This is a genomic window from Ruegeria sp. AD5, assembly GCF_056542345.1.
This window is the reverse complement of sequence record NZ_JBQFZR010000001.1, coordinates 959,937-985,748: the sequence shown is the minus strand read 5'-3', so window position 1 is coordinate 985,748 and position 25,812 is coordinate 959,937. Positions and strand designations below refer to the sequence as shown.

Genomic DNA, 25,812 nt, shown 5'->3' with positions numbered 1-25,812 from the left:
ATTCCCCAACAAACCAAGGATACAGCCATGCAGGATAAACCTTGCGCCGCCGGGATCAACTCACAAACCCTTAATCGTGACAGACCGGTGCGCAAAAAACACCTAAGGAGCGTTCCATGTTTAAAGGCTCAATGCCAGCCCTGGTCACCCCGTTCAGCAACGGCGCGTTGGACCTGGAAACGCTCAAACACCTGGTGGAATGGCAAATACAGCAAGGTTCGACCGGTTTGGTTCCGGTTGGTACGACCGGCGAAAGCCCGACCCTCAGCCATGAAGAACATGAAACGGTTATCGCCGAAGTGGTGAAGGCTGTAGCAGGCCGCGTGCCTGTCATCGCAGGCGCGGGCTCCAACAATACTGTCGAGGCAATTCGGTTTGTTCAGTTTGCGCAAAAAATCGGTGCGGATGCGGCGCTGGTCGTAACCCCCTATTACAACAAGCCGACCCAGAAGGGGCTGCTGGCGCATTTCCAAACTCTGCATGACAGTGCCGATATCCCGATCATCATCTACAATATCCCGGGTCGTTCGGTCATCGACATGACTCCTGCAACGATGGGTGAGCTGGCGAAACTGCCGCGCATCATCGGAGTCAAGGACGCGACCGGAGATCTGGCACGCGTCAGCCAGCAGCGTGCAAGCTGTGGTGCGGATTTCTGCCAGCTATCCGGGGAAGACGCGACTGCACTGGGCTTCAATGCTCATGGCGGAGTGGGCTGCATCTCGGTCACCGCAAACGTGGCTCCGAAGCTCTGTGCTGAATTCCAGCAGGCAACGCTGAATGGCGACTACGAAATTGCGCTGGAGTATCAGGACCGCCTGATGCCCCTGCACGAAGCGATCTTCATCGAGCCCGGTCTGGTTGGCGCAAAATACGCGCTCAGCAAACTTGGCCTGTGTAGCACCGAAGTGCGCTCGCCTCTGACCGAGCTGGAAGACAGCACCAAAGCCGCTATCGAAGCAGCAATGGCGCATGCTGGATTAATCTGAAATCAATACACGGACTCGTAAGGGCGGCCTCGAAGATCGAGCGCCGCCCTTTTTTTAATTCGGGATCCAAATTTCATCTGGCTAGAAATACCTCGGGGGAGGCGCGGCTTGCCGCGACGGGGGCAGAGCCCCCATCAACGCTTGCCGTAGTACAACCCAACCACATGCTCTGCTTGCGCGAAGAACAACCAGCGTGAAACAGCGACGCCGGTGAGATGCGACAGTACCGCCATCAGCGCGAAGAAATGCTTGATCAGAACACCTGAGACGGGGAGCAGGATCAGCAGTAAAGGCAGCACAAAAGCCAGACCAAAGGATATCATCCGTAGTTTCTGCGCATGCTTCCGACCGACAACATGCACAAACTCACGCAGCAGATAGTTTGTACCTGTATGAGGTGGTTCAAATGCGCGGACAGCGCCTCGCTCACCAAGCCCTGTCGCGGTTGCCAGCGTGGTTCCCGATCGGGACAACGCACCGTCGCCCTTGGCCCAATAGGCAAGCTGTACAGCGCCGGCAATGGCCAGCAACCAAGGGGCAAGCGCTTCTGCTCCGGCCAACAACGCCCCGCCTGCAAGGCTGAACGACAAGAACATGGCCGGTGTCAGGTTCATGTTCCAGCGAGGGATGGTCTTGAGCTGCGTGTAGATCATCGATGTGGTGAAGACCGTGGCCAGCGAAAATGCCGCCCCGATCCAGCCCAGCACACCCCAGCGTTGGCCTAGAAAGACCGCACCAATTGCATAGAGCCCCATGACGAGCAGCGCGATGACCGCGCACCAGCCCTCGCGGCTGAGCCAGCTTGAGCGCCACTGGGTGAAGGCTTTCCAGGCACGCTCTGGGTGGCCGAGGTGGAATGTCGACGCGAGCAAACCGCCGATGGACAAGCCATAGGCAATTGCGAAAAACACAAACGCGACCCAGCCCGAGACGTCAGGTATGCCGAGTCCCAGGAAGAACAAGAGTCCAAATCCGAGGCCGGACAGGGTGGTAAAGATGATAACGGAAGGTGCCGGGTGCATCAGAGCTTCTCCAGGGTCTTGTCGAGCCAGCCGAGGAAACCCTTGGGCTCTTCGGCGACCGGGGCCAGCAGAGGGGCCAGGATGTCAATCTGTTCCTCAATTTTGTCCTTGGGTCGGGGCGGCAGGTACTTGTTGACGGGTTTGGTGCCCTGTTCAGGCATCAGGTCCATGCCGCCACGTTCGACGACCAGCTTGCTGACATCACTGCCAGGGTCGCCGAGATCGCCAAAATGCCGGGCACCCGCCGGGCAGGTGCGCACACAAGAAGGCACACGATCCACCTCGGGTAGGTTCTCGTTGTAAATCCGATCGACGCAAAGCGTGCATTTCTTCATGACACCTTCGGCCTGATCCAGCTCGCGTGCGCCATAGGGGCAGGACCACGCGCACAGGCCGCAGCCGATGCAGTCACTTTCGTTGACCAGAACGATGCCGTCCTCGACCCGCTTGTAGCTGGCACCGGTGGGGCAGACGGTCACGCAGGGTGCGTCTTCACAATGCAGGCAGGATTTTGGGAAGTGGATCAATTGGGCATGCCCTTCGGCGGGTTGCACCTCGTAAGAGTGCACCCGGTTCAAGAAGGTGCCTGAAGGGTCAGCACCATAAGCATCCTGATCCGACAGTGGCGCGCCGTAGTTTTCGGTGTTCCAGCCTTTGCATGAAATGACGCAGGCATGGCAGCCAACGCAGGTGTCCAGATCAATGACCAGACCCATCTTGCGTTCGGTTGATTGGGGGAGCTGGGTCATGACTGCCTTGCCTCTGCGATTGTGGTCAGGGCGGGCTGGGGCTCTGCCCCAGACCCCGATATATTTATAGCCAGATGAAGAACGGATCGGGTCATTTGCCCACCTTCCAGGCCAAATCCTTTGGCCCCTGCCCGACCGGCGATTTGATTGGAGCGAATTCTGGCTGGCTTTCAGCATCGCTTGGAGCGGCGGCCTTTTCGATTTTTACCTTCAGATCGAACCAGGCGGCCTGACCGGTGATCGGATCAGAGTTTGCCCAGCGCAGGCCGTCACCTTTGGGGGGCAGCAGTTCGTGGATCAGGTGGTTGAGCAGGAAACCCTTGGTGGCCTCGGGGGCGCCTTTCTGCAAGGCCCAGGCCCCTTTGCGCTTTCCGATGGCATTCCAAGTCCACACGGTATTGTTGTTCAGCGCAGCCATCTCCATGACGGGTACCGTGATCTCGCCATGTGGAGAGCTGACTTTGGCCCAATCGCCGTCTTGCAGCCCGTGTTCACGCATCAGCTTGGTCGGGACGTATAGCGGGTTGCGCCCATGCAGCTGACGCAACCAGGCGTTTTGTGTGCCCCAACTATGATACATCGCCATTGGCCGCTGGGTCAGAGCGTTGACGGTGAAGCCTTCATTGCCGGTCTGATCGGTTTCGTACCAAATGGGCAGGGGGTCCATTGTATCTTGGATCTGCGCGCGCAGGTGATCTGGGGGCTGGCGTTCCCCGTAGCCTTCGGCGGCCAGTTGGAATTTACGCATCGGCTCGGAATAGAGCTGGAATAGATAGGGCTGTGGGCTGTCATAGATACCCATGCCCACAGCCCAGTCTTGATAGGCAGTGTTCCAAGGTTTGTAGTAATCCGCACCTTCGGGAATATGCGCGACAAAGAAGCCACCATTCTCGATGTATTGGTTCAATTGGTCGGGGTTAACCTCGCCACGACCTTCCTTGTCGCCGTTTTCGCCCCGGAAACCGGCAAGCGGTCCAATGCCCGGCTTGCGTTCGTGGTTGACGATATAGTCGGCGTAATCCGTCCACTTGGCGCTGCCATCATCGTTGGTAAAGCCGGGCAGGCCCATGCGGTTGGCCAGATCGATCAGAACCGACTGGAAGCCGCGTACGTCGCGGTCGGGTTCAATCACCGGCCAGCGGATCGCGTCTGCCGCTGCCTCGGCCTCGCAGATCGGGCGGTCCAGTAGCGAGATACAGTCATGTCGTTCCAGATAGGTTGTATCGGGCAGGATAAGGTCGGCATAGGCCACCATTTCCGAGGAATAAGCATCGGAATAGATGATATGCGGGATCACGTAGTCGCCGTTCTCATCCTTGTCCGTCAGCATGTCCATGACACCCTTGGTGTTCATGGTCGAATTCCAGGACATATTGGCCATGTACATGAACAACGTATCGATCTTGTAGGGATCGCCTGCATGGGCATTCGAGATCACCATGTGCATCAGCCCGTGGCTGGACATCGGGTTTTCCCATGTAAACGCTTTGTCGATCCGCGCCGGGCTGCCGTCTTCTTTCAGCGCCAGATGCTCGGGGCCGCGAACAAACCCCAGATGCGGCCCGTCCAGAGGTGTATTCGGCGTCACCTTACAATGCGGAGTCGGATGCGCCTCAACTGGCTTGGGGTAGGGCGGCTTGAAGCGGAAGCCGCCGGGGACTTCGACCGTTCCAAGCAGGATCTGCAGCACATGCAGGGCGCGGCAGGTCTGGAAACCGTTGGCATGGGCTGAAACGCCGCGCATCGAGTGCATCGCGACGGGGCGACCAATCATCTTCGAGTGTTTCTCGCCCCGGAAATCGATCCATTCATGGTCCAGTTCGAACGCTTCATCAAAGGCCACACGGGCCAACTCGCCAGCAATCGCGCGAATGCGGGTCGCCGGCACGCCGCATTTATCTGCGATTGCCTCGGGGGCGTATTCATCCGCCAGATACCGTTCTGCCATGTGGTGGAAGACGGGGCGGTGGGTGACACCGTCCTTTTCGTAGGTCGCTGATAGGTCAGGGCGGACGCCGGGGGTGTCGAAAGCAGTCAGCTTGCCGGTATTGCGGTCGATGACCAATGGCTTGCCGTCATCGTCTTTCAGGAACAGACCCTTTTCCGGACCGTCGGATGCGTTGATCAGGACCGGCGCGTTGGTGTAGCGACTTAGGTAATCCAGATCGATTTTGCCTGCCTTCATCAGCACATGGATCATCGACAAGATGAACAGGCCATCGGTACCGGGGGTGATGCCGACCCAATCATCTGCCACGGCGTTATAGCCCGAGCGGATCGGATTTACCCCAATCACCCGGGCACCGCGCGCCTTGATCTTGCCGATGCCCATTTTAATCGGGTTGCTGTCGTGGTCTTCTGCAACGCCGAACAGCATGAACAGCTTGGTGTGATCCCAGTCGGGCTGACCGAATTCCCAGAATGCACCGCCCATCGTGTAGATGCCACCGGCTGCCATGTTGACCGAACAGAACCCGCCATGGGCCGCATAGTTACAGGTGCCGAAATTCTGTGCCCAGAAACTGGTGAAGCTCTGGCTCTGATCACGGCCGGTGAAAAAGGCCAGTTTCTCGGGGTTGTCTTCGCGGATCGGTTTTAGCCAACCGACAGCGATCTCGAGCGCCTCGTCCCAACTGATCTCTTCGAACTCGCCAGACCCACGCGGGCCGACGCGTTTGAGCGGTGCGCGTAGGCGCGACGGGGCGTTCACCTGCATAATCCCCGCGCTGCCTTTGGCGCAGAGAACGCCCTTGTTTACCGGATGATCCCGATTGCCTTCGATATAGGCGACCTTCCCATCCTTCATGTGCACGTTGATACCGCAGCGGCAGGCACACATGTAGCATGTAGTCTGGCGGATCTCGTCTGACACGGGTGGGGATAGGTTGAGGTTCGGTTGTTGATTCACGCTGTCTCTCCCTGTGGCGGATCGCCTTGGTACCTGTACGTGTTGAACACACTGGAGCGTAAGCACACCGGGCTCAACCATATAGAGGAAGAGAGTGCAGGCACCCCCTTCCTCTGCTTTTCTTTAAGCGGACCGGTTGAACCCGGTCCGACTTATGTTTTTGACAGCAATCAAACCTGCTGCAGACGCATGTCGCTTGCGTCGATACCTGCAACTTCAACCGGCTTCTTCATCGCGTCGCGACGGAAGGGTTCACCCAGTTCCTGGTTGATCATTGCTTCGATCAGGGTGGTGATGCCGTTCTTCTGATCCTCGATCGCCTGGCTCAGCGCCGCAGTCAGCTCATCCTGAGTGCGTGCGATGACGCCTTTCAAGCCACAGGCGTTGGCGATGCCGGCATAGGACACTTTGGTGTCCAACTCGGTGCCGACGAAGTTGTCATCGAACCACAGGGTCGAGTTGCGCTTTTCCGCACCCCACTGGTAGTTGCGGAACACAACCTGAGTGATGGCGGGCCATTCTTCGCGACCGATGGCGGTCAGTTCGGTGACTGCAATGCCGAAGGCACCGTCGCCAGAGAAGCCGACAACCGGTACATCCGGGCAGCCGATCTTCGCGCCAATGACCGAAGGCAGACCATAGCCACAGGGGCCGAACAGGCCGGGGGCCAGATACTTGCGGCCTTCTTCAAACGAAGGATAGGCGTTGCCGATGGCGCAGTTGTTGCCGATGTCGGACGAGATGATCGCCTCTTTCGGCAGCGCGGACTGGATCGCGCGCCATGCTTTGCGCGGGCTCAGCCAGTCCGGCTTGGCAGCGCGCGCGCGCTCGTTCCAGGTGGTGCCCGGATCGTCCTGCTCGTGGTCCATCGAGGTCAGCTCTTGCGCCCAACGCGATTTGGTTTCGGCGATTTTCGCCTTGCGCGCGTCGCGGCCTTCGTCACCGGCTGTGTCGGACAGTTGGTTCAGGATGCTGGTGGCAACGCTCGCCGCATCGCCCACGATACCAACCGAAACCTTCTTGGTCAGGCCGATGCGGTCGGGGTTGATGTCGACCTGAATGATCTTTGCATCTGCAGGCCAGTACTCCATGCCGTAGCCTGGAAGGGTCGAGAACGGGTTCAGGCGGGTGCCGAGGCACAGAACAACGTCTGCTTCCTTGATCAGCTGCATACCGGCTTTCGAGCCGTTATAGCCCAGCGGGCCAGCGAACAGTGGGTGCGAACCGGGGAAAGCGTCATTGTGCTGGTAGCCAACGCAGACCGGAGCGTCCAGACGCTCGGCCAGTGCTTTCGACGCTTCGATGCCGCCTTTCGACAGAACGGTGCCTGCACCGTTCAGAATAACGGGGTTCTTTGCGTTCGACAGCAGAGCGGCAGCTTCGGATACGGCCGATGCACCACCCGAAGGCAGTTCAAACTCAACAACAGCAGGCAGCTCGATGTCGATCACCTGAGTGAAGAAGTCGCGCGGAACGTTGATCTGCGCAGGTGCCGAAGCGCGCTTGGCGTTCATGATCACCCGGCTCAGAACCTCTGCCATGCGGCTGGGGTCACGCACCTCTTCCTGATAGCAAACGCAGTCTGCGAACATGCGCATCTGCTCCATTTCCTGGAAACCACCTTGACCCATGGTCTTGTTTGCGGCCTGCGGAGTGACCAGCAGCAGCGGAGTGTGGTTCCAATAGGCAGTTTTGACTGCGGTCACAAAATTGGTGATGCCGGGGCCGTTCTGGGCGATCATCATCGACATCTTGCCGGTTGCGCGGGTGTAGCCGTCAGCCATCATGCCGCCGGACCCTTCGTGGGCACAATCCCAGAAAGTGATGCCTGCTTTGCCAAAGATGTCGGAGATCGGCATCATGGCCGAGCCGATGATACCGAACGCATGTTCGATGCCATGCATCTGCAGGGTTTTTACAAAGGCTTCTTCAGTGGTCATCTTCATCTGCGTAATCTCCGATCATAGAAGGATGGAACGGGGGTTTTGCACCCAGTTTTCTGATCGGTTTTGGCGTACGGGTGTCTGTGGCGTTAGGGCCAGAACCGGTAGCGGTTTAAGTCCAGAGTGCTTAAGAACGCCGGATCGCTTCAGCAATCTGTTGGATTCCCGGTTCGATACGATCCGACGAGATTGAAGAGTAGCCCAGCCGATAAAAGTTCTTTGGCCTGTTCTGGCTTGAAAAAAATGCCTCACCCGGTTCGATATGGACGCTTTGGCGCTGCAGGTCTCGGGCCAGTTTGCTGGTGTCTACATGCAGCGGCGCTTGCATCCAGATCGATGATCCGCCCAACATCCCGCGCCCAGCAACAGTCAGACCATATTGTCCAATTGCCTCCTCAATCGCTTCGCGACGGCGTTGCAGCGTTTTAGACATGCGCCGGATCTGAGCATCATAGTGGCCGAGCGATAGGAAGTAGGCTGCAGTTCGCTGCATGTGGCCAGGAGGGTGACGCAAGACCAGAGATCGCAGGGCGCGCGCTTCACGGATAAAGGGTTCGGACCCGACCATGTAGCCCAATCGAAGCCCCGGAAACAGCGACTTGGAAAAGCTGCCCACGTAGATCACCCGCCCATCGCGATCCATTGACCTGAGCGCCGGTGATGGGGCCCCGAGAAATGACATTTCAAATTCATAGTCATCCTCGACGATAATGGCATCCAATTCGCGGGCACGACGCAGCAGTGCATGTCGGCGGTCCACCGGCATGGTCGCGGTTGTCGGGCTCTGGTGGCTGGGGGTGGTGAATATGACGTCGGTATCGTCAGGGATTGTTTCCGGCGGCAACCCGTCCCGGTCGACCTTCAGATAAGACAGCTTGCATTCCGAGTGAATCAGAAGATCGCGCAGGGCGTAATAGCAGGGGTCCTCGATCGCTGCCCTACGGTTCCGGTTCAGCAATATGCGAGACGCCAGCCAAAGGGCGTTCTGAGCGCCCAGGGTGATCAAGATTTCTTCGGGCCGGGCTACAATTCCACGGCGGGGAAGAGTATGCCGGGCGATGAATTCAAGCAGCAGCGGGTCGTCCTGATCGACATAGTCCCCGGTCAGAGAATCAAAGTCCTTATGTCCCAACGCCCGAACCGCGCAGAGACGCCAGTTTGCATGATCGAACAGCTTTCTGTCGACTTGGCCATAAATGAAGGGATAGCGGTAGTCACGCCAGTTGCTGGGTTTTGTCAGCACATCACCGCCCGAGAAACGGCGGGCAAACGCCTGATTCCAGTCAACCACTTCGGTGTCGCGCCGCACTGGCGTGTAGGTCGGCGGCACTGGCGCATTTTCTGAAACATAGTATCCCGACCGGCCTTTGGCGGTCAGGTAATCATTGGCCAGCAGTTCAGTATAGGCAAGCGTGACCGTAATCCGGCTGACACCCAAATGGGCAGCAAGTTTACGGGACGAGGGCAGCTTTTCCCCGACGTGGAAGCGTCCTGACAGAATGCCTTCGGCGATCAACTGTTGCAGCTGCGCCTGTAAGGTGCCTTGCCCATTGCGTTCCAAAAAGAATGTGTCGACCGAAATACCCATTGCCTCGTTATAGGTTGGACCTAAGGCGGTGGCAATCTGGACTTATGGCCCTGCGAACCATGTTGGGAGTTTTACGCACACGCGTGGTTGACGCAGGATACAAATTAAACTAAATAACCAGAAATCTAGTTTAATGGAGATAAAGGATGTGGGAAGAAGCTGCCGCAGGTTTCTCTGCCATGGGCTCGGAAGCCCGATTGAAGGTTCTTAAGACCTTGGTTCGTGCTGGGGAAGCAGGCCTGACCGTTGGAGAAATTCAGACGAGGACAGGAATCGCACCCTCGACTCTGGCGCATCATCTGCGGTTTCTGGCTGCTGGCGGAGTAGTTGAGCAAGAGAAGATCGGGCGTAGCACGATCAACCGCGCGTGCTTTGACGAATTGAGAAACCTGGCGCAGTTCATCCTTAGTGAATGCTGCGCAGACGAAATCGGAAAGGCCGCAAACGATGGCTGAACTAACACAAAACCCCAAGCCACTTGCCAGAAACCTGATCGACCTGATCAAAACGCCCTGGGCTCTGATCGTGGTCATACTGGCGCTGGTGGCCGTTCTTGATCCGGGCAACTGGACCGAGGTTGTGAGTTTTGCAGCCAAAGCGCTTGCGCATACGGGCCAGTACATCCTGTTTGCTGTTCTGCTGCTATCATACCTGAAGGCAACCGGGGCCGAAGTGATGGTCGCCCGTGCATTTGAGGGTCGCGAGACACGGATGATCTTTCTGGCCGCGTTGTTTGGCGGGCTGGCCCCATTTTGTTCCTGCGAAGTGATCCCATTCATCGCGGGATTGCTGGCTCTGGGTGCGCCATTGTCGGCCGTGATGGCATTCTGGCTCAGTTCACCGTTGATCGACCCCCCGACGTTGCTGATTACTGCGGGTGCGCTGGGTTGGCCGTTTGCAATTGGTAAAGCGGTTGCCGCTGTCGCGTTGGGTTTGTTCGGCGGGTTTGCCGTGCGCACCCTGATGCGGGGAGGTGCCTTTGCGCAGCCGTTGCGTGAATACAAACCCGCTGGTTGCTGCGGTTGCGGACCAAAGCAAGATGACAAACCCGTCTGGAAGTTCTGGCAAGACCCTGACCGTCGGACGCGCTTTCGGGCCGAATTCGTTCATAACGGTCTGTTCTTGCTCAAATGGCTAGCGTTCGCCTACGTGCTCGAGGCGCTGCTGGTCAGCTATGTTCCGGCAGACCTGATCGCCCGCGTTGTTGGTGGTGAGGGTGTTGTGCCAATTGTCATCGCTGCCTTGGTCGGAATGCCTGCCTATCTGAACTCTTACGTCGCACCACCGCTTCTTGCGGGTCTGATGGAACAGGGTATGAGTGCGGGTGCTGCGATGTCGTTCATGGTGGCCGGCGCCGTCAGTTCGATACCTGCGATGGCGGCCGTGTGGTCACTGGTGAAACCGCGCGTCTTTGCCACCTATCTGGGCTTGGGCATCAGCGGTGCCATCGTAGCAGGCATCCTGTTTCAAATGATCTAAACAAAAAAACCGCTCGGTTGAGCCACCGGGCGGTTTTGCTTTTCTAGCTAGCTTCGCAATATCGTGGCAGTTTGAACCGATACCTTGGCTCTCCACTTTCAACGAAAACCCGTTTCTCGATACAGGCTTTGGTTCCAACTGTTTGAGCAATCGGCCCTTCGGTCGACGTGATTGATGCTGCTGAGCCATCCGGCAAGCGCACCGAAGCAATGACCCCGTTCTTGAGATCGCCATTGATCGGTGTCGCCGACAAAACCGCGACGGTGAGAAACGCCTCGTGCTCGTGCTTGCCGTCGTCATTCAGCAACAGCAAGCCTGCGACTATCGCAATCATCACTACGGCACCTGTAATGGCCAACCACCAGGATTTCAGGAACACATAGATTGAAACGGCACGATGCGCGTCGAAGAATAAGGATAGAACCTTTAGCATCAAATCACCCAAAAAATCGGGTCCCGGCTATTCGAGGCCGGGACCATGCGCATCTCAGGGGCGCAGATCGTCTTCGTCTTCTTCATCACCACCACTCTTGGGCAGGTTGAAGAAGCTATCCGCATCGACGATGGGCTCTTCGTCTTCCTTCTCGTTGGTGTCCTCGGACAACGAGAATGTCTCGAGACCTTCGATCGCGGTCGGGATCTTGGGCGCTGAATCCATCTCGAGCGACTGTTCGGTCGAGACCAGTTTGCGACGCTCATCATCGCTCATCACGCCACCTTCGGCTGCTTTCTTGGCCGCGGCCTTTTGCACGATGGCATCCAGTTCGGATTGTTTGCACAGACCCAGGGCAACCGGATCGATCGGCTGCATGTTCGAGATGTTCCAGTGCGTCCGCTCGCGGATCGACTGGATGGTCGGCTTGGTGGTGCCGACCAGCTTGGCAATCTGGCCGTCGCTGAGTTCCGGGTGGAACTTGACCAGCCACAGGATTGAGTTCGGACGGTCCTGACGCTTGGACAGCGGGGTGTAGCGTGGACCACGGCGTTTCTCTTCGCCTGATGCCGCCGGATTGAATTTCAGCTTCAGCTTGTGCAGCGGGTTGTTTTGCGCGGTGTCAATTTCTTCCTGAGTCAGCTGGTTGTTGGCAATCGGGTCAAACCCTTTGACACCTGCAGCCACATCACCATCCGCAATACCCTGCACTTCCAGCTCGTGCATGCCTACGAAATCCGCGATCTGCTTGAAGCTGATCGTGGTGTTGTCCACCAGCCATACGGCGGTTGCCTTGGCCATAAGCGGTTTTGCCATCAGCCCGTCTCCTATAAATACATCTGTCCCGTCGCCGGAATTCGGCGGCCCCGAAGCTATGGGGCAGGTTTCCGTTGTCGGGGAACTTGGGGCCTATATAGTCGCGACAGCTAAAGAAGGGAAGAGGCGAATGCGCTGGGCGATTTTGTGGGTGCTGAGTGCCATGGCTGCGATGGCCGAGGGCGAAAAGGCGGGCGATTTTGACTACTACGTCCTGTCGCTCAGCTGGTCGCCCAATTGGTGCGCCCGCGAAGGCGATGCGCGCCGATCGGATCAGTGCAACGCACGACACGATCACGGATGGATATTGCATGGGCTCTGGCCGCAATTCCATCAGGGCTGGCCTTCGTATTGTCGCACGTCCGAAGCGCCACCCACACGCCGCATGACGCGGGAAATGGAGGATATTCAGGGCTCATCCGGGTTGGCCTGGCATCAATGGAAAAAGCACGGCACCTGTTCGGGCCTCAGTGCACCCGACTATTTCGCCCTGTCGCGGCAGGCTTATGCAGGAGTTGCGCGCCCCGAGGTGTTCCGCAAGCTGGACGCGACGGTCAAACTGCCCGCTTCGGTGGTGGAAGAGGCCTTTCTCAAGGCCAATCCCACGCTCGAGCCTGACATGATCACCATCACCTGTAAGCAAGGCTATATCGAAGAAGTCCGCCTGTGCTTGTCCCGCGATCTTGCCCCGGTGCCCTGTGGCCGCGACGTGATCCGTGATTGCACCGCTAAAAACGCGGTGTTTGATCCGATTCGTTAGAGTTTTTTGTTCTGGCAGTCGCGCGCATAATCCAGCGCTTTGGCGGTGCCTTTCAGATCAATCGCCATGACGGTCTGACCTTCTGGATTGTAGACGGTCATGGTCTTGTTCTGCGCAATCGAGGTGACGAAACTCCGGTCCGTAAAGAACACCGTCGCGCCGGGCACGCGATCCTGCTTGAACCCGATGGCGGTGGCATCAAAGCTCTTGCCGTCCAGCTCGAACCGGATCGGATATTGTTCCCCCGGTTTAATGTCGCCCCAAGCCTTGTTGTAAACGGTGAAATACCCGCGATTATCCAGCGCGTCATAACCTAGCCGCACCACCGAGAGGTCCTGATACACGGTTTGTATCAGGCATCCATTTCCGAGATTGGGGTCCATCATGATGTTCCAGCCTTCGACGAAGCCCTTGTCGATGAGTGCCTGCGAAAGGGCGGCAGTGGCAGTGACAGCGGCGAAGGTGAGGGCGAGAAGGCGGGGCATGGGGGCTCGGGTTTTCAACGGTATGTCCTTTCCTATCCTTAATTGACTTAGAAGCAAAGAGTTGCCGGATAAAAACACTCTTTGAGAGTCTTGGTGTTGGTTGGCCTGATCTCAAATCTACTTACTGCGCAGTTTTACTTCGGAGTGGAACGCTCTCATATGGCCTTTCTGCCGCGCAGCAGCGCGCCATAGCTTCTTGCGTGCATCTTGAGGTTCAAGATGCGCATATGTACCGCCAGAGAATTTTGGCCAATCCAATGCCAGCCCTTGCTTGACCAGTTCAGCCGCTACATCAGTGCCGTCCGGCAGAATGCATTTGGCTACGATCCGATCATATGAGACTTCTTCCTTGATGATGGCAGTGACCACCTTGCCCTTGCACATTTCGATTAGCGCAAATTTGGATTTCTTACCCCAAGGGTGTTCCAACTCTGGTGCATCTATGCCGGCGATCCTGATCTTCGTGCCGCTGACTACTATCGTATCACCATCAATTACATGACATTTTCCCTTTAGCGTCGTGGTCGTGGGCAGTTTTGAGGGCGCTGTCGATTCAGTAATTCGCCCAACCTCGCGAGTCGTATTTGCCGGTGTAATGGACCTGAACGGCGCCGCTTTTCTCCCCTTCCGTGGAGGGCGCGATAAAGTACGCAGTAGAAATCTCAGCATCATAAACCTGAACTTAGAATGGTTATCGCAATGCTGAAGATGCTATTAGATGATTGCTTTTAGAGTAAACCTATAGTTCGAAACGATTAATATATCTGTTGCTGCTCCTACAACTCCTTCCGCGCCCTAAGCGCTGCCGTAATCGTCCCGTCATCCAGATAGTCCAACTCTCCCCCAATCGGTACACCTTGCGCCAGGGATGTCAGACGAACCTGCCCCTCCAACTGATCAGCGATGTAGTGGGCAGTGGTCTGGCCATCGACGGTGGCGTTCAGGGCGAGGATGATCTCGGTGATACTCTCGGCCACAACCCGGTCCTTCAACCGGGGGATACGCAATTCATCCGGGCCGACCCCGTCCAAAGCCGACAAAGTGCCGCCCAGAACGTGATAGCGACCCTTGAAGACCCCGGCACGCTCCATCGCCCAAAGGTCGGCGACGTCCTCGACCACGCACAGCTCTCCGGATGCGCGAGCCTCGTTGTTACAGATGTCGCAGATATCAGTGGTGCCCACATTGCCGCAGTTCAGGCATTCACGGGCAGTTACGGCTACCTGCTGCATGGCGTCAGAAAGCGGCGTTAGCAGCAGGGCGCGTTTGCGGATCAGGTGCAGGACTGCGCGGCGGGCCGAGCGGGGGCCGAGACCGGGCAGCTTGGCCATCAGGTCGATCAGATTGTCGATGTCACTGTTCGAACTCACCGTGAGACCCTCGCAATTGGGCCAGAGAAACACGCCCCGGCCATAGATCCGTCAGGAGGGTGTATCAGAACGGCAGCTTGATGTCTGCGGGCAGGCCCATGCTTTCGGTCAGCTTGGCCATTTCTGCCTGTGAACGTTCCTGCGCCTTGGTTTGGGCGTCCTTGATCGCGGCGAGGATGAGGTCTTCGACTACTTCCTTATCGTCACCGTTAAAGATCGACGGGTCGATATCCAGACCTTTCAACTCGCCCTTGGCGGTCGCGGTGGCCTTGACCAGCCCGGCACCGGATTCGCCGACAACCATGATGGTGTTCAGCTCTTCCTGCATGTCTGTCATCTTGGTTTGCAGATCCTGCGCGGATTTCATCATCTTGGCCATGTCACCCAGGCCGCCTAAACCTTTTAGCATCGGTAATCTCCTGTCACTCGATTTGTGGCCTAGATACGAAGCGTAACCGCGCGGCACAAGAGGCCTGGATGCTCCTGCCCGTTGTCAAGGTCTTTGGCAAGACCTTTGCTCCCGTTAGGCCCGGCGGTGCGTAAGGCGCGCTGCAGGGCCCATAGCCGCTCAGGTCGGCGCCAGCCGATGGCCCGTGGCGGGTGCGGGAGCATTTGGTTGAGGTGCGCTTATGCTCGAAGCTTAGTCTTCTTCGAACGGGTCCCATTCGTCTTCGACCTCGGGCAGGGCTTCGGTTTCGACTTGAGCGGCGCGTTGTTCTGCGGTTTCGATGCTCTTGATCCGCGCTTTCGGGAAATGAGTCAGCACTGCTTGCACCAGAGGATGCTGTTCAGCCTCGGCCTTCAGGGCCAAGTCTGCAGCGTCCCGTACCTCGGCAATGGTCGGTGCGTTGCCCTCAGCGACAATAGAAACGGCCCACCGGTTGCCTGTCCAACGCTGCAGCGACGCGCCCAATCGTTGTGACAGGTCGGTCGGGGCGTTGTCGGTTGGGGCGAACTCGATCCTGCCTGGTTGGTAGGATACCAGACGCACGCCGTTTTCAACCTCGACCAACAACTTCACGTCCCGGTTCGCTCGGATCAGTTCGACCACATGTTCAAATGTTGGATAGCGCGCCAGCGCTGCCTGCACATCTTGGGCTAGCGCGGCTGTTGGCCCGCCTGCGTTGCCGCCGATTCCCGATGCGGCATAGGCCGATCGGGCCGCAGCCTGCGGCGCGGCAGGAGCATGTCCCGGCGCACCGATTCCCTTGCCGGGCCCACCATTGGGCGGCGGAGGCGTATCTTGCAGACGCTTGATCAGCTCCTCCGGGCTAGGCAAGTCGGCCACATGGGTCAGGCGGATCACGGCCATTTCCGCAGCCATCATTGCGTTGGGTGCGGCGGAAACTTCCTCAAGCGCTTTCAGCAGCATTTGCCACATGCGTGTAAGGACTCGCATGGGCAGAGCCTCGGCCATTTGTTGACCTCGGGCGCGTTCGTCGGGGGAAACGGTGGGATCTTCGGCGGCATCCGGGGTGATCTTGACCACCGAAACCCAATGCGTGATTTCAGCCAGATCGCGTAAGACGGCGAGTGGATCAGCCCCTTCGGCATATTGCCCGCTCAGCTCGGTCAACGCGCCTGCAGCATCGCCGCGCAGGATCATATCCATCAGATCCAGCACCCGGCCCCGATCGGCCAGCCCCAGCATCGCGCGCACCTGATCCGCGCTGGTTTCACCGGCCCCGTGCGAGATCGCCTGATCCAGCAGTGAGGTCGCATCCCGCGCTGATCCTTCGGCAGCCCGGGTGATCAACGATAACGCATCCTCGGCAATCTGCGCCCCTTCGGCATCTGCAATTTTGCGCAGCAGTCCGATCATATCCTCCGGCTCGATCCGGCGCAGATCAAAGCGCTGGCAACGGGACAGGACGGTTACCGGGACCTTGCGAATCTCGGTGGTGGCAAAGATGAACTTCACGTGTTCGGGGGGTTCTTCCAGCGTCTTGAGCAGCGCGTTGAAAGCGCTGGTCGACAGCATGTGAACCTCGTCGATGATATAGATCTTGTAGCGCGCAGACGCAGCGCGATAGCGGACGCTGTCTATGATCTCGCGGATGTCATTGACACCGGTGCGGCTGGCGGCGTCCATCTCCATCACATCGACATGGCGGCCCTCCATGATGGCTACGCAGTGTTCACATTGACCGCAGGGTTCGGTGGTAGGGCCGCCGCTGCCATCGGGACCGATGCAGTTCATACCCTTGGCGATGATCCGGGCGGTCGTCGTCTTACCGGTGCCGCGGATGCCGGTCATGATAAAGGCCTGCGCGATCCGATCCGCTTCGAATGCGTTTTTCAGGGTACGCACCATGGCGTCCTGACCGACTAGATCGGCAAAGGTTTCGGGGCGGTATTTGCGGGCAAGAACCTGGTAGGCGGGGTTGGGCGTCTCGGTCATGTCTGCTCTGTCGGATTCGCGTTACGCCGCAGCGTAGAGGCCCCCGCCGCCCGCGTCCACAGCCAGCCGGGACGATTTTCATTTTGGAATGCGTGGGTATGCGGCTAAAATCCACTCTATTCTATTTACTGGACCAGTATGTTGTTGGGTGAAGTTTGTTTGGGGGGAGATTATGTCGCAACTGGTGGTTTATGCGTTGCAGGTTGGCGGAGGCACCTTGGCCTTGTCCTCGATGCCTGGGCGTGGAGGAACGTATACAGAAGACCTTGATCTTATCGCAGACTGGAAGCCGGGACTTGTGATCTCGATGACCACTGAGGTCGAGATGATTCAGGATGGTGCGCGGAATTTTGGCGCTGATATTCAGGGGCGTGCCAGCAGATGGGTGCATTTGCCGATCGAAGATTTTGGCACGCCACCCAAAGAGATTTTGGACCGCTGGCCCCGCGTTGGCGCGACCGCACGTCAGGCGTTGTCAGGTGGTGGCCGTGTGCTAGTGCATTGCCGTGGTGGCTGTGGCCGATCCGGGATGGTGGTTCTGCGTCTGATGGTTGAATGCGGTGAACGGCCTGAGGCGGCATTGAAGCGATTGCGTACGGTGCGTCCTTGCGCAGTCGAGACAAATGCCCAGATGCTTTGGGCCGTTGAACCGGCCCGTGTTCAAGCAGTTTGACGGCTTAGACACCAACATGTGGCGAGATTTCGCCACCGTTGTGCTGCACCAGAAGCGAAGCCTCAAGCATGGCGCAAGGAGGATTCCTTAGCAGGTCTGCGGGTAGGCTGCGGTACTCGGTTCCGAACATCATGTCTGCGTAGTCATCCAGCCGGCCGGTATCGATTTCAGGATCGGTTCCGCAGAATACACGTATCTGGTCGCATTGGGCGCGAAAGCGGGCGGTGCATCCTTCCGGGCAGTGCGACAGATCTATGGTGCCTTCAATCTCAAACTCAGATTTCGTGACCGGTTTTGTGGCGGACATGGCCTGCGTCAGAGCCCGCGCCATTTGCGCCAGTGCGGGGCAGGTTGCCCCAGTACGTTGGCACACGGTCGCCGCGAATTCGTGCGTTTTAGTCTTCCAGATCATCAATGCGCCCTCCGCGCGCAGGGCGAGGGCGTGGCACAGGTTGGTCGGTGCAGAGCACGATCAAACCCGTCCCGGACACCCCGCCCGAGTTTCGGTTCTACATCTGATGGCAGGTCTCCTGACTTGCGGGTCATCGCTTTGCCGACCTTCCCAGCCTTCAAGGCCAGTGGTATCTCGGCATTGCTCTCCGCTTACAGTTGCGGGGGCAGTCTCGGACTAGGTTCTTTCCGGTTTTCTCCGTGCAGAACCGCACCGTGTTCCCTTTTCATCCCGGCCCGATTGGGCGCGAGAACCATCGCGACATGGCTATCGGCTGCGCCGTGCCCGAGTCAAGAAGATTGCGTCAGGCAAGTGACGTACGGTCCAGCCACGTCAACCTTGACTTGAGGCGCTTCGGGTGAACTGATCAGTTCAGTCGGTATTGGAGGGCACCATGTTGGACACGCAGCAGGCGGTTGTGACCGAGGATTTTCAAATCCCGTCCGGCCCGGCAATGTTGTCGGCGCGGCTTTACCGTCCGGTTGCCGACCCCGAAAAGGTGGTCGTCATAAACGGTGCGACTGGGGTGCCGAGGGATTACTATCAGTACTTCGCCCGATGGCTCGCCGAAGAACAGGGCATGGCCTGCCTGACTTACGATTACCGGGATTTTGGTCACTCTTTGGTGGGTTCGCAAAAGCGGTCAAATGTCACCATGGCCGATTGGGCGTTGATCGACATTCCATCCGCCCGGGCCGAGATGCGCCGACGGTTTCCGCAGGCCAAGCTATGGAGCATCGGTCATTCCTTGGGCGGAATGTTTGGCCCGATCCAACCCGATATCGATCAGATTGATAGGATGATCTGTGTCTGTTCGGGTCTGGTAACGCTGGCGGATCACCCTTGGCCTTATCGCGCTTTGGCGGCGTTGTTCTGGTTTGGTCACGCGCCGCTGGTGGTCAAGGCGCTTGGCTACCTGCCCGGACGGTTGGTCGGGTTTGGATCGGACCTGCCTGCCCAAGTCTATTGGCAATGGCGCAAATGGTGCACCGCCCCCAAAAGCTATGTGCCAGAGATCGGCACGACACTGCCCGCCGCCCGCTGGGAAGACTTGGGCAAACGTGTCGATCTGTTTACCTTCGCAGATGATGAAATGGTGCCGCCGGATGCTGTCTGGCGTCTTGCCGATCTCTATGGACCCAAAGCCGGGCGCCATCTGCTTGCACCAAGCGAATTCGGAGTATCCAAGATCGGCCATATCGGTGCATTCGCAAGACGGAATGCGGCAGTCTGGCCTAGGCTGATCGCCTGATAGCGCTGGGCACCGGTAGGCCGTTGCCCAGCTTCGTTATAGCCCTTTACGGGATTTTTTCTCGTGCATCACGCTGCGCACCATCTTGCCGAACGCCTTGTCGCGGGCGCGGGCCTGCGCCACCGAAGCGGAATTGTGTTGGTCTTCGCGCCGCAGCTTGCGCCAGCGGTCCAGCCGCGCGGGATCAAGCGTACCAGCGTCGATTGCCGCCTGCACCGCACATCCGGGCTCGGTCTCGTGCTGACAATCCGAGAAGCGGCAATTCAGGCTGAGGTTTGAGATGTCCGAGAACACCTCATCCAACCCCTCTTGCGCATCTAGCAGACGTAACGCGCGCATGCCGGGCGTATCGATCAGCCAACCGCCGTTGCGCATGCGATGCAAGGCGCGTGCAGTTGTTGTGTGCCTGCCGCGCGCATCATCTTCACGGATACCTGCGGTGGCCTGATCCTGCCCCGTCATCCCGTTGGCGAGCGTCGTTTTCCCAACGCCGGATGATCCAAGCAAGGCGCTGGTTTGTCCTTTCGGACACCACGACAGAACTTGTTCGAGATCGCCGTGATCCAGCGCGTTGACCGCAAGTACCGTCAGAAACGGGGCGAGCGATTGGGCTTGATCTACATAAAGGCTCGGATCATCGCACATGTCCGATTTGGTCAGAACGACCACCGGATAGCAGCCTGCCTGATGCGCCAGCGCAAGATACCGCTCCAATCGTGGCAGATTAAAATCGGCGTTGCAGGAACTGACGATGAACAGCACGTCTACATTTGCAGCGATCAACTGCGCTGCAGCTCCGGTACCTGCCGCTCGGCGTTGAAGCTGGCTTCGCCGGTCAAGCATACGGCGTATTCGTTTGTTTTCATCCACCAGAACCCAATCTCCGACGGCATATGCACCGGTTGATTGATCCGGAGATAACAAAGGCGATTCACCTTCAGGGCTCAGCCCGATCAGTCGATCCCGGTGTACTGCCGAGATGCGATACGGAAGAAGTGACGGATCAGCCGTATGCTGAGCCGCGAAATGAGAGGACCATCCGAGGTCCGATAAGGAAAGTAACATTGGTCTGCCTGTGATCAGAAACAGCAATCCCGTCGAATGGCAATCGCGCATCCGCCGGCGACGTGTTCAGGCAATCAGTTGATCGGAAAGGATCAGAACCGGTCTGCCCGAAGGGTTTTTGCTACAATCATAAACGCCCTCCTGCGGCTGATAGGTTCTAAGTGAGAGGTTGGACATCGACCCAAGCGGGGCTCGTTGTGGCTGCTTCCTTCCGGACCTGACCAGGTTGGCGAGGCGCTCGCCCGCGCCAACCTCTCAAAGCCGATATAGGTGCATCCCCTGAAAATGGCAACCCGTCAGAAGGTCAGATGAATGCGCATGAAACCATCCGCATCGTCGGGCAGAATGCGTGGATGATACTCAGCAAGCTCTGCAACATGGTGTAGCGCGCGCGGCCCCGTTGTCAGGATCGCGCCCTGTCTTTGGTTTGACACAAAAGAAAAGGGGCGCGGTGCATGCGCAAGTGGGTCGGCGGGCAGTGTGCCCGCGACGTATTTGCATAGAATATCCTGTATGCTGATCTGCGGCAGGTCAATCATACGGGCTTGTCGCGCAATTGGAAAATGACCACCGCCATTGGCGCGGTAGTTATTGGTGGCGACAAGGAAACTCTGGCCAGGCGCAATCGGCTGCCCATCGAATTCCAGGTTGCGTATGCGGGAAAATGCCGGATCAATCACTCGACCGAGCGTATCGAACCGCGCCGGTTGCGAAAGATCGATCTGGTAGGTGACGCCATGCAGGACATCGAAATTGAAGCCCGTGCGCTGAGGATCGGCAAGATCGATCGGGGCGTCTGATCCAAGTTGATGGAACAGCCCGGCTGACATCTCAAGCCAGTCCCGAATCTGAGAACCTGAGGCCAGCACCGCGCGCAATTCATTAGGAAAGACACTGAGATCGGCGATATGTCGAACTGAAATCTCGCCTGAGGGGATATCAGTGTAGTACTTGCTTCCTGCGCGCCCGCCGAACTTTGCCGGGGCGGCTGACGATATGATCGGCAAATCTGCCCAGTCGGTATCGACCAAATGCGGGCGTAGGGCAGCGGCCTGAGCCGCCGCAACCAAGGCCAGACCGCGATCCGGTACGCAATATGAGAAGTAGCTGTGCAGCGTGTGTGGGATTGTGCCCACTGGCCTGGTCACCCTTTTGCGCGTCGCAGCGTGGCCGGTCGCAAACAGCTCTGTGATCCTTTGGCATTCGGGTATTTCGGTGCCCGATTGAGCGATTGCCCGCGCTTCGACATGGCTGCCTGTAATGCGCCAATCGCCGGAGGTATCTTTTTGCAGTGTCAGATCAATGATCCCAAGATGAGACCCGGCCCAACCCTGCATGACAACCGGCGTTCCATGGACAAGCCCCCGCGTACTGTCGACGAATGGATAACCATCATGCGCCTTTCCGGGCAGTGTCAGATGGGTGTGGCCTGCGACGACGGCATCAATCAGCGGCATCTCGGCCAGCGGGATGATCGCGTTTTCCATATCCGGCTCGGCCATTGCCGATCCCAGTCCGGTATGCGCAAGGGCGACAATCAGGTCGCAACCTTGCACGCTGAGATCTTCAGCAGCGCGCCGCGCAGCGGCCAGAATGTCTGTTACCACGACCCGGTCCGTTAGCAGATGTGCTTCCCACTGTGCGGTTTGAGAGGGCAAAACAGAAAGAACCCCGATGCGGATTGCGGTGTCCTGTCCATTTAGTCTGACAACCCGATGCAGAATCGTGTGTGCATCCCAACCTTGTTCGGTCTGAGTGGTTTGCATATTGCTGCAAATCATTGGGCAGGCGGTTTGGCGAGCGATGCGATTGACGAGTTCCAGCCCAAATCCGAAATCGTGATTACCCAATCCGATCGCGTCATAGTTCAACGTGTTGAACGCGCGTGGCAGGGGATGGGCGTCTGACACGTTTTCAGCTGCCCAGTTGCCAAATGGCGTTCCCTGCAGGCTATCACCATTGTCAAACAACAGCACGAGGGCTTCGTCGCGTTCAGCCTGTCTGCGCGCCTCGTGAATCAGGCTGGCGGTACGGGTCAAACCAATCGCAGGTTCGGCGCGATCCGAATAGTAATCATATGACGTCAGGTGCATGTGTAGATCGGATGTTGCAAGGATTCGAATCCGTGCGCCATCATCTGCATCTCTTCGTTGTCGCATTAAATGCTTTGATTTCAATATCTTCAACTTCTAGCTGTCAGTGTGCCAACGTTTCCACCATGAGGTCGATTTAATGCAATTTCCGGGGCGATGCTGCGGTCATTCCGCGGCAGGGTCGAAAAATGTTTGGTCGATACCCGTTGCACGATCAGGTAAGACGTGGCAGCCCTTTGCGCGGCACTCAGGAACGGCAGGCATGAAACGCGCAGAACAGGTGACATTTGGCGGCTCGGCACTGGATCGGGCAGGTTTACTGCGCGGCGACGCGGACAAACTGGCACAGGTTTATCGTGATCCTTTGGCAACATGTGTGTTGCTTTGGCGCGGTAAACTGCTGGTTGAGGGTGAGGCGCTGGACCGGCTCGTCCGGCTTCCGATGACGCACAAGATCCTCGAACAGGGTCCGGGCGGCGTGATTGAGCAGCCGATTTTCCTTGGAAAATCCGAGGATGGTTCGCCGCTTTTTGCCATGGACATCTCGGGCTGGGCGGCTGAGGGGCTGGATTTGTCCGGTGTCGGAGATTTTGTCGACCGCAGCGAACAGCAGCACCCTGATCTGCCCGAGGGGTATGTCTTTGCCGAACTGCGCCGCATCATGACGCGCCTCAATTCACGAGACGCAGAGATAGCGGCAACCGCCAAGGCGGTGATCGGCTGGCACGAAACCCATCAATTCTGTGCCCGGTGTGGTGCCCGCAGCGAGATGTCTCAGGGTGGTTGGCAGCGCAGTTGCCCTGCCTGCGGCGGCCAGCATTTCCCGCGCACCGATCCCGTGGTCATCATGTTGATTACCCGTGGCAATTCAGTGCTGATGGGGCGCTCTCCGGGCTGGCCCGAAGGCATGTATTCGCTTTTGGCCGGTTTTGTTGAGCCCGGTGAAACGCTGGAAGCCGCTGTACGGCGCGAGGTGATGGAAGAGGCGGGCGTGCCCGTGGGTGCGGTGAGCTATCTCGCCAGCCAACCCTGGCCCTTTCCCGCATCCCTGATGTTCGGATGTGCGGGCGAGGCCTTATCGCGCGACATCCAGATCGACCCGGTCGAGATCGAGGATGCGATCTGGGTCACCCGGACCGAGATGATGCAGGCTTTCGCCGGAGATCACCCCAAGCTGCTGCCCGCCCGAAAAGGTGCAATTGCACATTTTTTGTTGCAACACTGGCTTGCAGACACGTTGGACTGACGAGAAACTGAACCCAATCTAGGGCAGAGAAAAGCAAACATGCAGTTTTCAGCGCAGGAAGATATCGACGTCCCGATCGAGACGGTCTTCACGATGGTCTCGGATTTTGAGCGCTTCGAACGCAAAGCCTTACGGCGCGGGGTCGATGTGCGTCGGGTCACGGGGTCGGTTGTGCCGCAGGCCGGAATAACCTGGGAGACCGAATTCAAGATACGTGGCAAGCCACGTCATATCATTATCGAGATGACTGAATGCGACCGCCCGTCCTTGATGCGGTTCCAGTCCAGCAGCAAGGGAATGAACGGCGACACGGTGATCGAGCTTTTGGCGCTTTCCCAACGTCGGACACGGCTGCGCGTTGAAACATCGCTGGGTGCGAAAACGCTGCCCGCCCGCCTATTGCTTCAATCCCTGAAGTTAGGGCAATCCCGATTCAGGCGGCAGTTCCAGACCCGTCTCAGCGAATTCGCGCGCGATATGGAGGAACGACACCTCCATGGTGTCTGACAACCGAGAAGTAGATGAGCACTTTAACGAGACCGATCATACGCGACGCTGTCGAAGCCGATGCGGATGGCTTGTCCGGTGTGCTAACAGCGCTTGTAGCGGCTGGAAAGCGGACCAAGCCCGCCGACAGCGCCTTTGCACTGACGCATTACATCTGCGACCCTGAGCGGATTCAGTGTAGCCTTGCCGTTGCGCCGGACGGACAAATACTGGGTTTCCAGTCGTTGAAGCTTGCCACCCGAAACAACCCGTATGGCGTTGCGGTCGGGTGGGGCATCATTGGGACGCATATCAAACCGTCCGCTGCGCGATGTGGTATCGGTCGGGCGTTGTTCAAACGTTCTCTTCAAGCCGCTCGGCAGCAGGGATTGCCCGCTATCGATGCTACGATCGGGGCCAATAATTTCGACGGCCTTGGCTATTATGAGGCGATGGGATTCAGAGAGTACCGGCAGATGGATGGCGCGATTTGCAAGGTCTATCGCATGGGGACCGGAGTGACCAACCCGTAGTCCGCCGCACTTTCAGGATGTCGCACCGAAGGACTCTAATCACTGTTCTAAGGTGCAAGCGTAGCTGCCCCGCCTATCCAGGCCGTTCCTTTGAAGGGGCGAGCCAATTACCCGCACTATCCACGGGGTTGCGCCGCCGGATAAACGCCGAGGACTTCTACGTTGGTGGTAAAATGCTCAAGCTCATCCATCGCCAGTTGCACATTTCGATCGCATGGATGACCCACGATATCGGCATAGAACTGGGTCGCGGTGAAGGACCCGTCGACCATATAGCTTTCCAGCTTGGTCATGTTGATTCCGTTGGTGGCAAATCCGCCCATCGCTTTGTACAGCGCTGCCGGGATGTTACGCACCTGAAAGACAAAACTTGTGATCATGCCGTGATCACCACGGCGCGATTCGTCGGCCTCACGAGACATCACCAGAAAACGGGTCGTGTTGTCGCCCTGATCCTCAATGTGACGGGCCAAAACGTTGAGGCCGTAAATCTCACCTGCCAGCTCACTGGCTAACGCTGCGGAGTGTTTGTCGCCGATCTCGGCGACCTCGCGTGCGGCACGAGCATTATCCGGGCTGACCCTGCCACGAATTCCGTGTTGCTTCAGGAAACCTGCGCATTGTGGTAGCAAGACGAGGTGGGAATGCGCCTCAGTGATATCCGCCAGAGTCGCGCCCGGTACGCCCAACAGGTTGATGTGCACGCGCACAAATGCTTCGTCGATGATGTGCAGCCCGCTATGCGGAAGCAGGCGGTGAATATCGGCCACACGACCATAGGTGGTATTTTCCACCGGTAGCATGGCCAGATCAGCCTCACCTGAGCGCACTGATTCGATCACATCTTCGAAAGTGCGGCAGGGCAGGGCGTCCATATCCGGTCGCGCGTTCCGGCAGGCTTCGTGACTGTATGCGCCGGGTTCTCCCTGAAATGCTATGCGATTGGTCATTTGGTCGTTTCCGTGCAACAAGTTCTTGAATTGGGCGTTTAGTCGCGGTGTCTATACCTTGCGTCTTCTCAGGGGAAGCCTTAGACACCCCGCAGACAGCTGAAATGGACACGCGATCAA

Annotated in this window: 25 protein-coding genes, 1 other RNA gene and 1 riboswitch; of the genes, 9 read left to right on the top strand and 17 right to left on the bottom strand. The window is 57.9% G+C overall.

Annotated features, from left to right (window positions below; translation table 11 throughout):
- Positions 1–116: 116 nt before the first annotated feature.
- Positions 117–989 (top strand): 4-hydroxy-tetrahydrodipicolinate synthase, encoded by an 873-nt coding sequence (dapA, locus tag ACR0JG_RS04955; protein WP_480567866.1) that lies wholly within the window; start codon positions 117–119, stop codon positions 987–989.
- 134 nt (positions 990–1,123) lie between these two features.
- Here the strand turns inward: dapA and ACR0JG_RS04950 are convergent, their stop codons facing one another.
- The 5 genes from ACR0JG_RS04950 to pdxR all read right to left on the bottom strand — a co-directional run bounded on the left by ACR0JG_RS04950 (position 1,124) and on the right by pdxR (position 9,199).
- Positions 1,124–2,011 carry a dimethyl sulfoxide reductase anchor subunit family protein gene (locus ACR0JG_RS04950; RefSeq protein WP_480567864.1) on the bottom strand — a complete coding sequence of 296 codons (888 nt, stop codon included), beginning with the start codon at positions 2,009–2,011 and terminating at the stop codon, positions 1,124–1,126.
- The gene (locus ACR0JG_RS04945; protein ID WP_170514754.1) at positions 2,011–2,760 is read right to left on the bottom strand and encodes a 4Fe-4S dicluster domain-containing protein; all 750 of its coding nucleotides are present in this window, start codon (positions 2,758–2,760) and stop codon (positions 2,011–2,013) included. Before ACR0JG_RS04945 ends, ACR0JG_RS04950 begins: the two co-directional genes overlap by 1 nt.
- Before the next feature lie 91 nt (positions 2,761–2,851).
- Positions 2,852–5,668: a molybdopterin oxidoreductase family protein gene (locus ACR0JG_RS04940; RefSeq protein WP_480567862.1), complete on the bottom strand. Its 2,817-nt coding sequence runs from the start codon at positions 5,666–5,668 to the stop codon at positions 2,852–2,854.
- Positions 5,669–5,838: 170 nt separating this feature from the next.
- Entirely contained in the window at positions 5,839–7,614 is a 1,776-nt protein-coding gene (gene xsc, locus ACR0JG_RS04935) for a sulfoacetaldehyde acetyltransferase (protein WP_170425785.1), read from the bottom strand.
- Positions 7,615–7,738: 124 nt separating this feature from the next.
- On the bottom strand, positions 7,739–9,199 hold the full coding sequence (gene pdxR, locus ACR0JG_RS04930) for a MocR-like pyridoxine biosynthesis transcription factor PdxR (protein WP_480567860.1): 1,461 nt from the start codon (positions 9,197–9,199) through the stop codon (positions 7,739–7,741).
- A gap of 146 nt (positions 9,200–9,345) precedes the next feature.
- Here pdxR and ACR0JG_RS04925 point away from each other — a divergent pair, with 146 nt between their 5' ends.
- Complete coding sequence (locus ACR0JG_RS04925) at positions 9,346–9,654, top strand: ArsR/SmtB family transcription factor (protein ID WP_170398716.1); 309 nt, start codon at positions 9,346–9,348, stop codon at positions 9,652–9,654.
- Positions 9,647–10,678, top strand: a complete 1,032-nt coding sequence (locus ACR0JG_RS04920; RefSeq protein ID WP_170425783.1) for a permease — start codon at positions 9,647–9,649, stop codon at positions 10,676–10,678. The genes ACR0JG_RS04925 and ACR0JG_RS04920 overlap by 8 nt, the downstream gene beginning before the upstream one ends.
- Before the next feature lie 43 nt (positions 10,679–10,721).
- Here the strand turns inward: ACR0JG_RS04920 and ACR0JG_RS04915 are convergent, their stop codons facing one another.
- Together ACR0JG_RS04915 and ACR0JG_RS04910 are read right to left on the bottom strand one after the other, a co-directional pair.
- Positions 10,722–11,111, bottom strand: a complete 390-nt coding sequence (locus tag ACR0JG_RS04915; protein WP_480567858.1) for a hypothetical protein — start codon at positions 11,109–11,111, stop codon at positions 10,722–10,724.
- A gap of 54 nt (positions 11,112–11,165) precedes the next feature.
- Positions 11,166–11,927 (bottom strand): DUF1013 domain-containing protein, encoded by a 762-nt coding sequence (locus ACR0JG_RS04910; RefSeq protein WP_480567856.1) that lies wholly within the window; start codon positions 11,925–11,927, stop codon positions 11,166–11,168.
- A 130-nt stretch (positions 11,928–12,057) separates the two neighbouring features.
- Here ACR0JG_RS04910 and ACR0JG_RS04905 point away from each other — a divergent pair, with 130 nt between their 5' ends.
- On the top strand, positions 12,058–12,687 hold the full coding sequence (locus tag ACR0JG_RS04905; protein WP_480567854.1) for a ribonuclease T2 family protein: 630 nt from the start codon (positions 12,058–12,060) through the stop codon (positions 12,685–12,687).
- Here the strand turns inward: ACR0JG_RS04905 and ACR0JG_RS04900 are convergent.
- From ACR0JG_RS04900 to ACR0JG_RS04880, 5 genes are all read right to left on the bottom strand, one after another.
- Positions 12,684–13,172 (bottom strand): hypothetical protein, encoded by a 489-nt coding sequence (locus ACR0JG_RS04900; RefSeq protein ID WP_480567852.1) that lies wholly within the window; start codon positions 13,170–13,172, stop codon positions 12,684–12,686. The two genes, ACR0JG_RS04905 and ACR0JG_RS04900, sit on opposite strands and share 4 nt — an antisense overlap.
- A 117-nt stretch (positions 13,173–13,289) precedes the next feature.
- Positions 13,290–13,841, bottom strand: coding sequence for a thermonuclease family protein (locus tag ACR0JG_RS04895; protein ID WP_480567850.1), 552 nt, complete (start codon positions 13,839–13,841; stop codon positions 13,290–13,292).
- A gap of 107 nt (positions 13,842–13,948) precedes the next feature.
- Complete coding sequence (gene recR, locus ACR0JG_RS04890) at positions 13,949–14,542, bottom strand: recombination mediator RecR (RefSeq protein ID WP_480567848.1); 594 nt, start codon at positions 14,540–14,542, stop codon at positions 13,949–13,951.
- Positions 14,543–14,606: 64 nt separating this feature from the next.
- Entirely contained in the window at positions 14,607–14,951 is a 345-nt protein-coding gene (locus ACR0JG_RS04885; protein ID WP_170398693.1) for a YbaB/EbfC family nucleoid-associated protein, read from the bottom strand.
- A 231-nt stretch (positions 14,952–15,182) separates the two neighbouring features.
- Entirely contained in the window at positions 15,183–16,943 is a 1,761-nt protein-coding gene (locus ACR0JG_RS04880) for a DNA polymerase III subunit gamma/tau (protein WP_480567846.1), read from the bottom strand.
- 172 nt (positions 16,944–17,115) lie between these two features.
- Here ACR0JG_RS04880 and ACR0JG_RS04875 point away from each other — a divergent pair, with 172 nt between their 5' ends.
- A complete protein-coding gene (locus tag ACR0JG_RS04875) occupies positions 17,116–17,616 on the top strand; it encodes a phosphatase domain-containing protein (RefSeq protein WP_170398687.1) in 501 nt (166 codons plus the stop codon).
- A 4-nt stretch (positions 17,617–17,620) separates the two neighbouring features.
- Here ACR0JG_RS04875 and ACR0JG_RS04870 read toward each other — a convergent pair whose 3' ends face one another.
- The gene (locus ACR0JG_RS04870; protein WP_480567844.1) at positions 17,621–18,028 is read right to left on the bottom strand and encodes a hypothetical protein; all 408 of its coding nucleotides are present in this window, start codon (positions 18,026–18,028) and stop codon (positions 17,621–17,623) included.
- 91 nt (positions 18,029–18,119) lie between these two features.
- A riboswitch (cobalamin riboswitch) is annotated at positions 18,120–18,339 on the bottom strand.
- A 122-nt stretch (positions 18,340–18,461) separates the two neighbouring features.
- Here ACR0JG_RS04870 and ACR0JG_RS04865 point away from each other — a divergent pair.
- Positions 18,462–19,319: an alpha/beta hydrolase family protein gene (locus ACR0JG_RS04865; protein WP_480567842.1), complete on the top strand. Its 858-nt coding sequence runs from the start codon at positions 18,462–18,464 to the stop codon at positions 19,317–19,319.
- A 36-nt stretch (positions 19,320–19,355) separates the two neighbouring features.
- On the opposite strand, the gene rsgA is transcribed toward ACR0JG_RS04865, so the two are convergent.
- From rsgA to ACR0JG_RS04850, 3 genes are all read right to left on the bottom strand, one after another.
- Complete coding sequence (rsgA, locus tag ACR0JG_RS04860) at positions 19,356–20,384, bottom strand: ribosome small subunit-dependent GTPase A (protein ID WP_170398678.1); 1,029 nt, start codon at positions 20,382–20,384, stop codon at positions 19,356–19,358.
- A 159-nt stretch (positions 20,385–20,543) separates the two neighbouring features.
- Positions 20,544–20,642, bottom strand: an RNA gene (gene ffs / locus ACR0JG_RS04855) — signal recognition particle sRNA small type.
- A 38-nt stretch (positions 20,643–20,680) separates the two neighbouring features.
- Positions 20,681–22,543, bottom strand: coding sequence for a bifunctional 2',3'-cyclic-nucleotide 2'-phosphodiesterase/3'-nucleotidase (locus ACR0JG_RS04850; protein ID WP_480567840.1), 1,863 nt, complete (start codon positions 22,541–22,543; stop codon positions 20,681–20,683).
- Between the two features lie 196 nt (positions 22,544–22,739).
- Here ACR0JG_RS04850 and nudC point away from each other — a divergent pair, with 196 nt between their 5' ends.
- From nudC to ACR0JG_RS04835, 3 genes are read left to right on the top strand one after another with little or no spacing between them, the layout of a single operon-like run.
- A complete protein-coding gene (gene nudC / locus ACR0JG_RS04845) occupies positions 22,740–23,723 on the top strand; it encodes an NAD(+) diphosphatase (RefSeq protein WP_480567838.1) in 984 nt (327 codons plus the stop codon).
- Positions 23,724–23,762: 39 nt separating this feature from the next.
- Positions 23,763–24,230 (top strand): SRPBCC family protein, encoded by a 468-nt coding sequence (locus ACR0JG_RS04840; RefSeq protein WP_170508814.1) that lies wholly within the window; start codon positions 23,763–23,765, stop codon positions 24,228–24,230.
- A 14-nt stretch (positions 24,231–24,244) separates the two neighbouring features.
- Positions 24,245–24,742, top strand: coding sequence for a GNAT family N-acetyltransferase (locus ACR0JG_RS04835; protein WP_170508813.1), 498 nt, complete (start codon positions 24,245–24,247; stop codon positions 24,740–24,742).
- A 116-nt stretch (positions 24,743–24,858) separates the two neighbouring features.
- Here ACR0JG_RS04835 and ACR0JG_RS04830 read toward each other — a convergent pair whose 3' ends face one another.
- On the bottom strand, positions 24,859–25,692 hold the full coding sequence (locus tag ACR0JG_RS04830; protein ID WP_480567836.1) for a prephenate dehydratase: 834 nt from the start codon (positions 25,690–25,692) through the stop codon (positions 24,859–24,861).
- Positions 25,693–25,812: the final 120 nt, after the last annotated feature.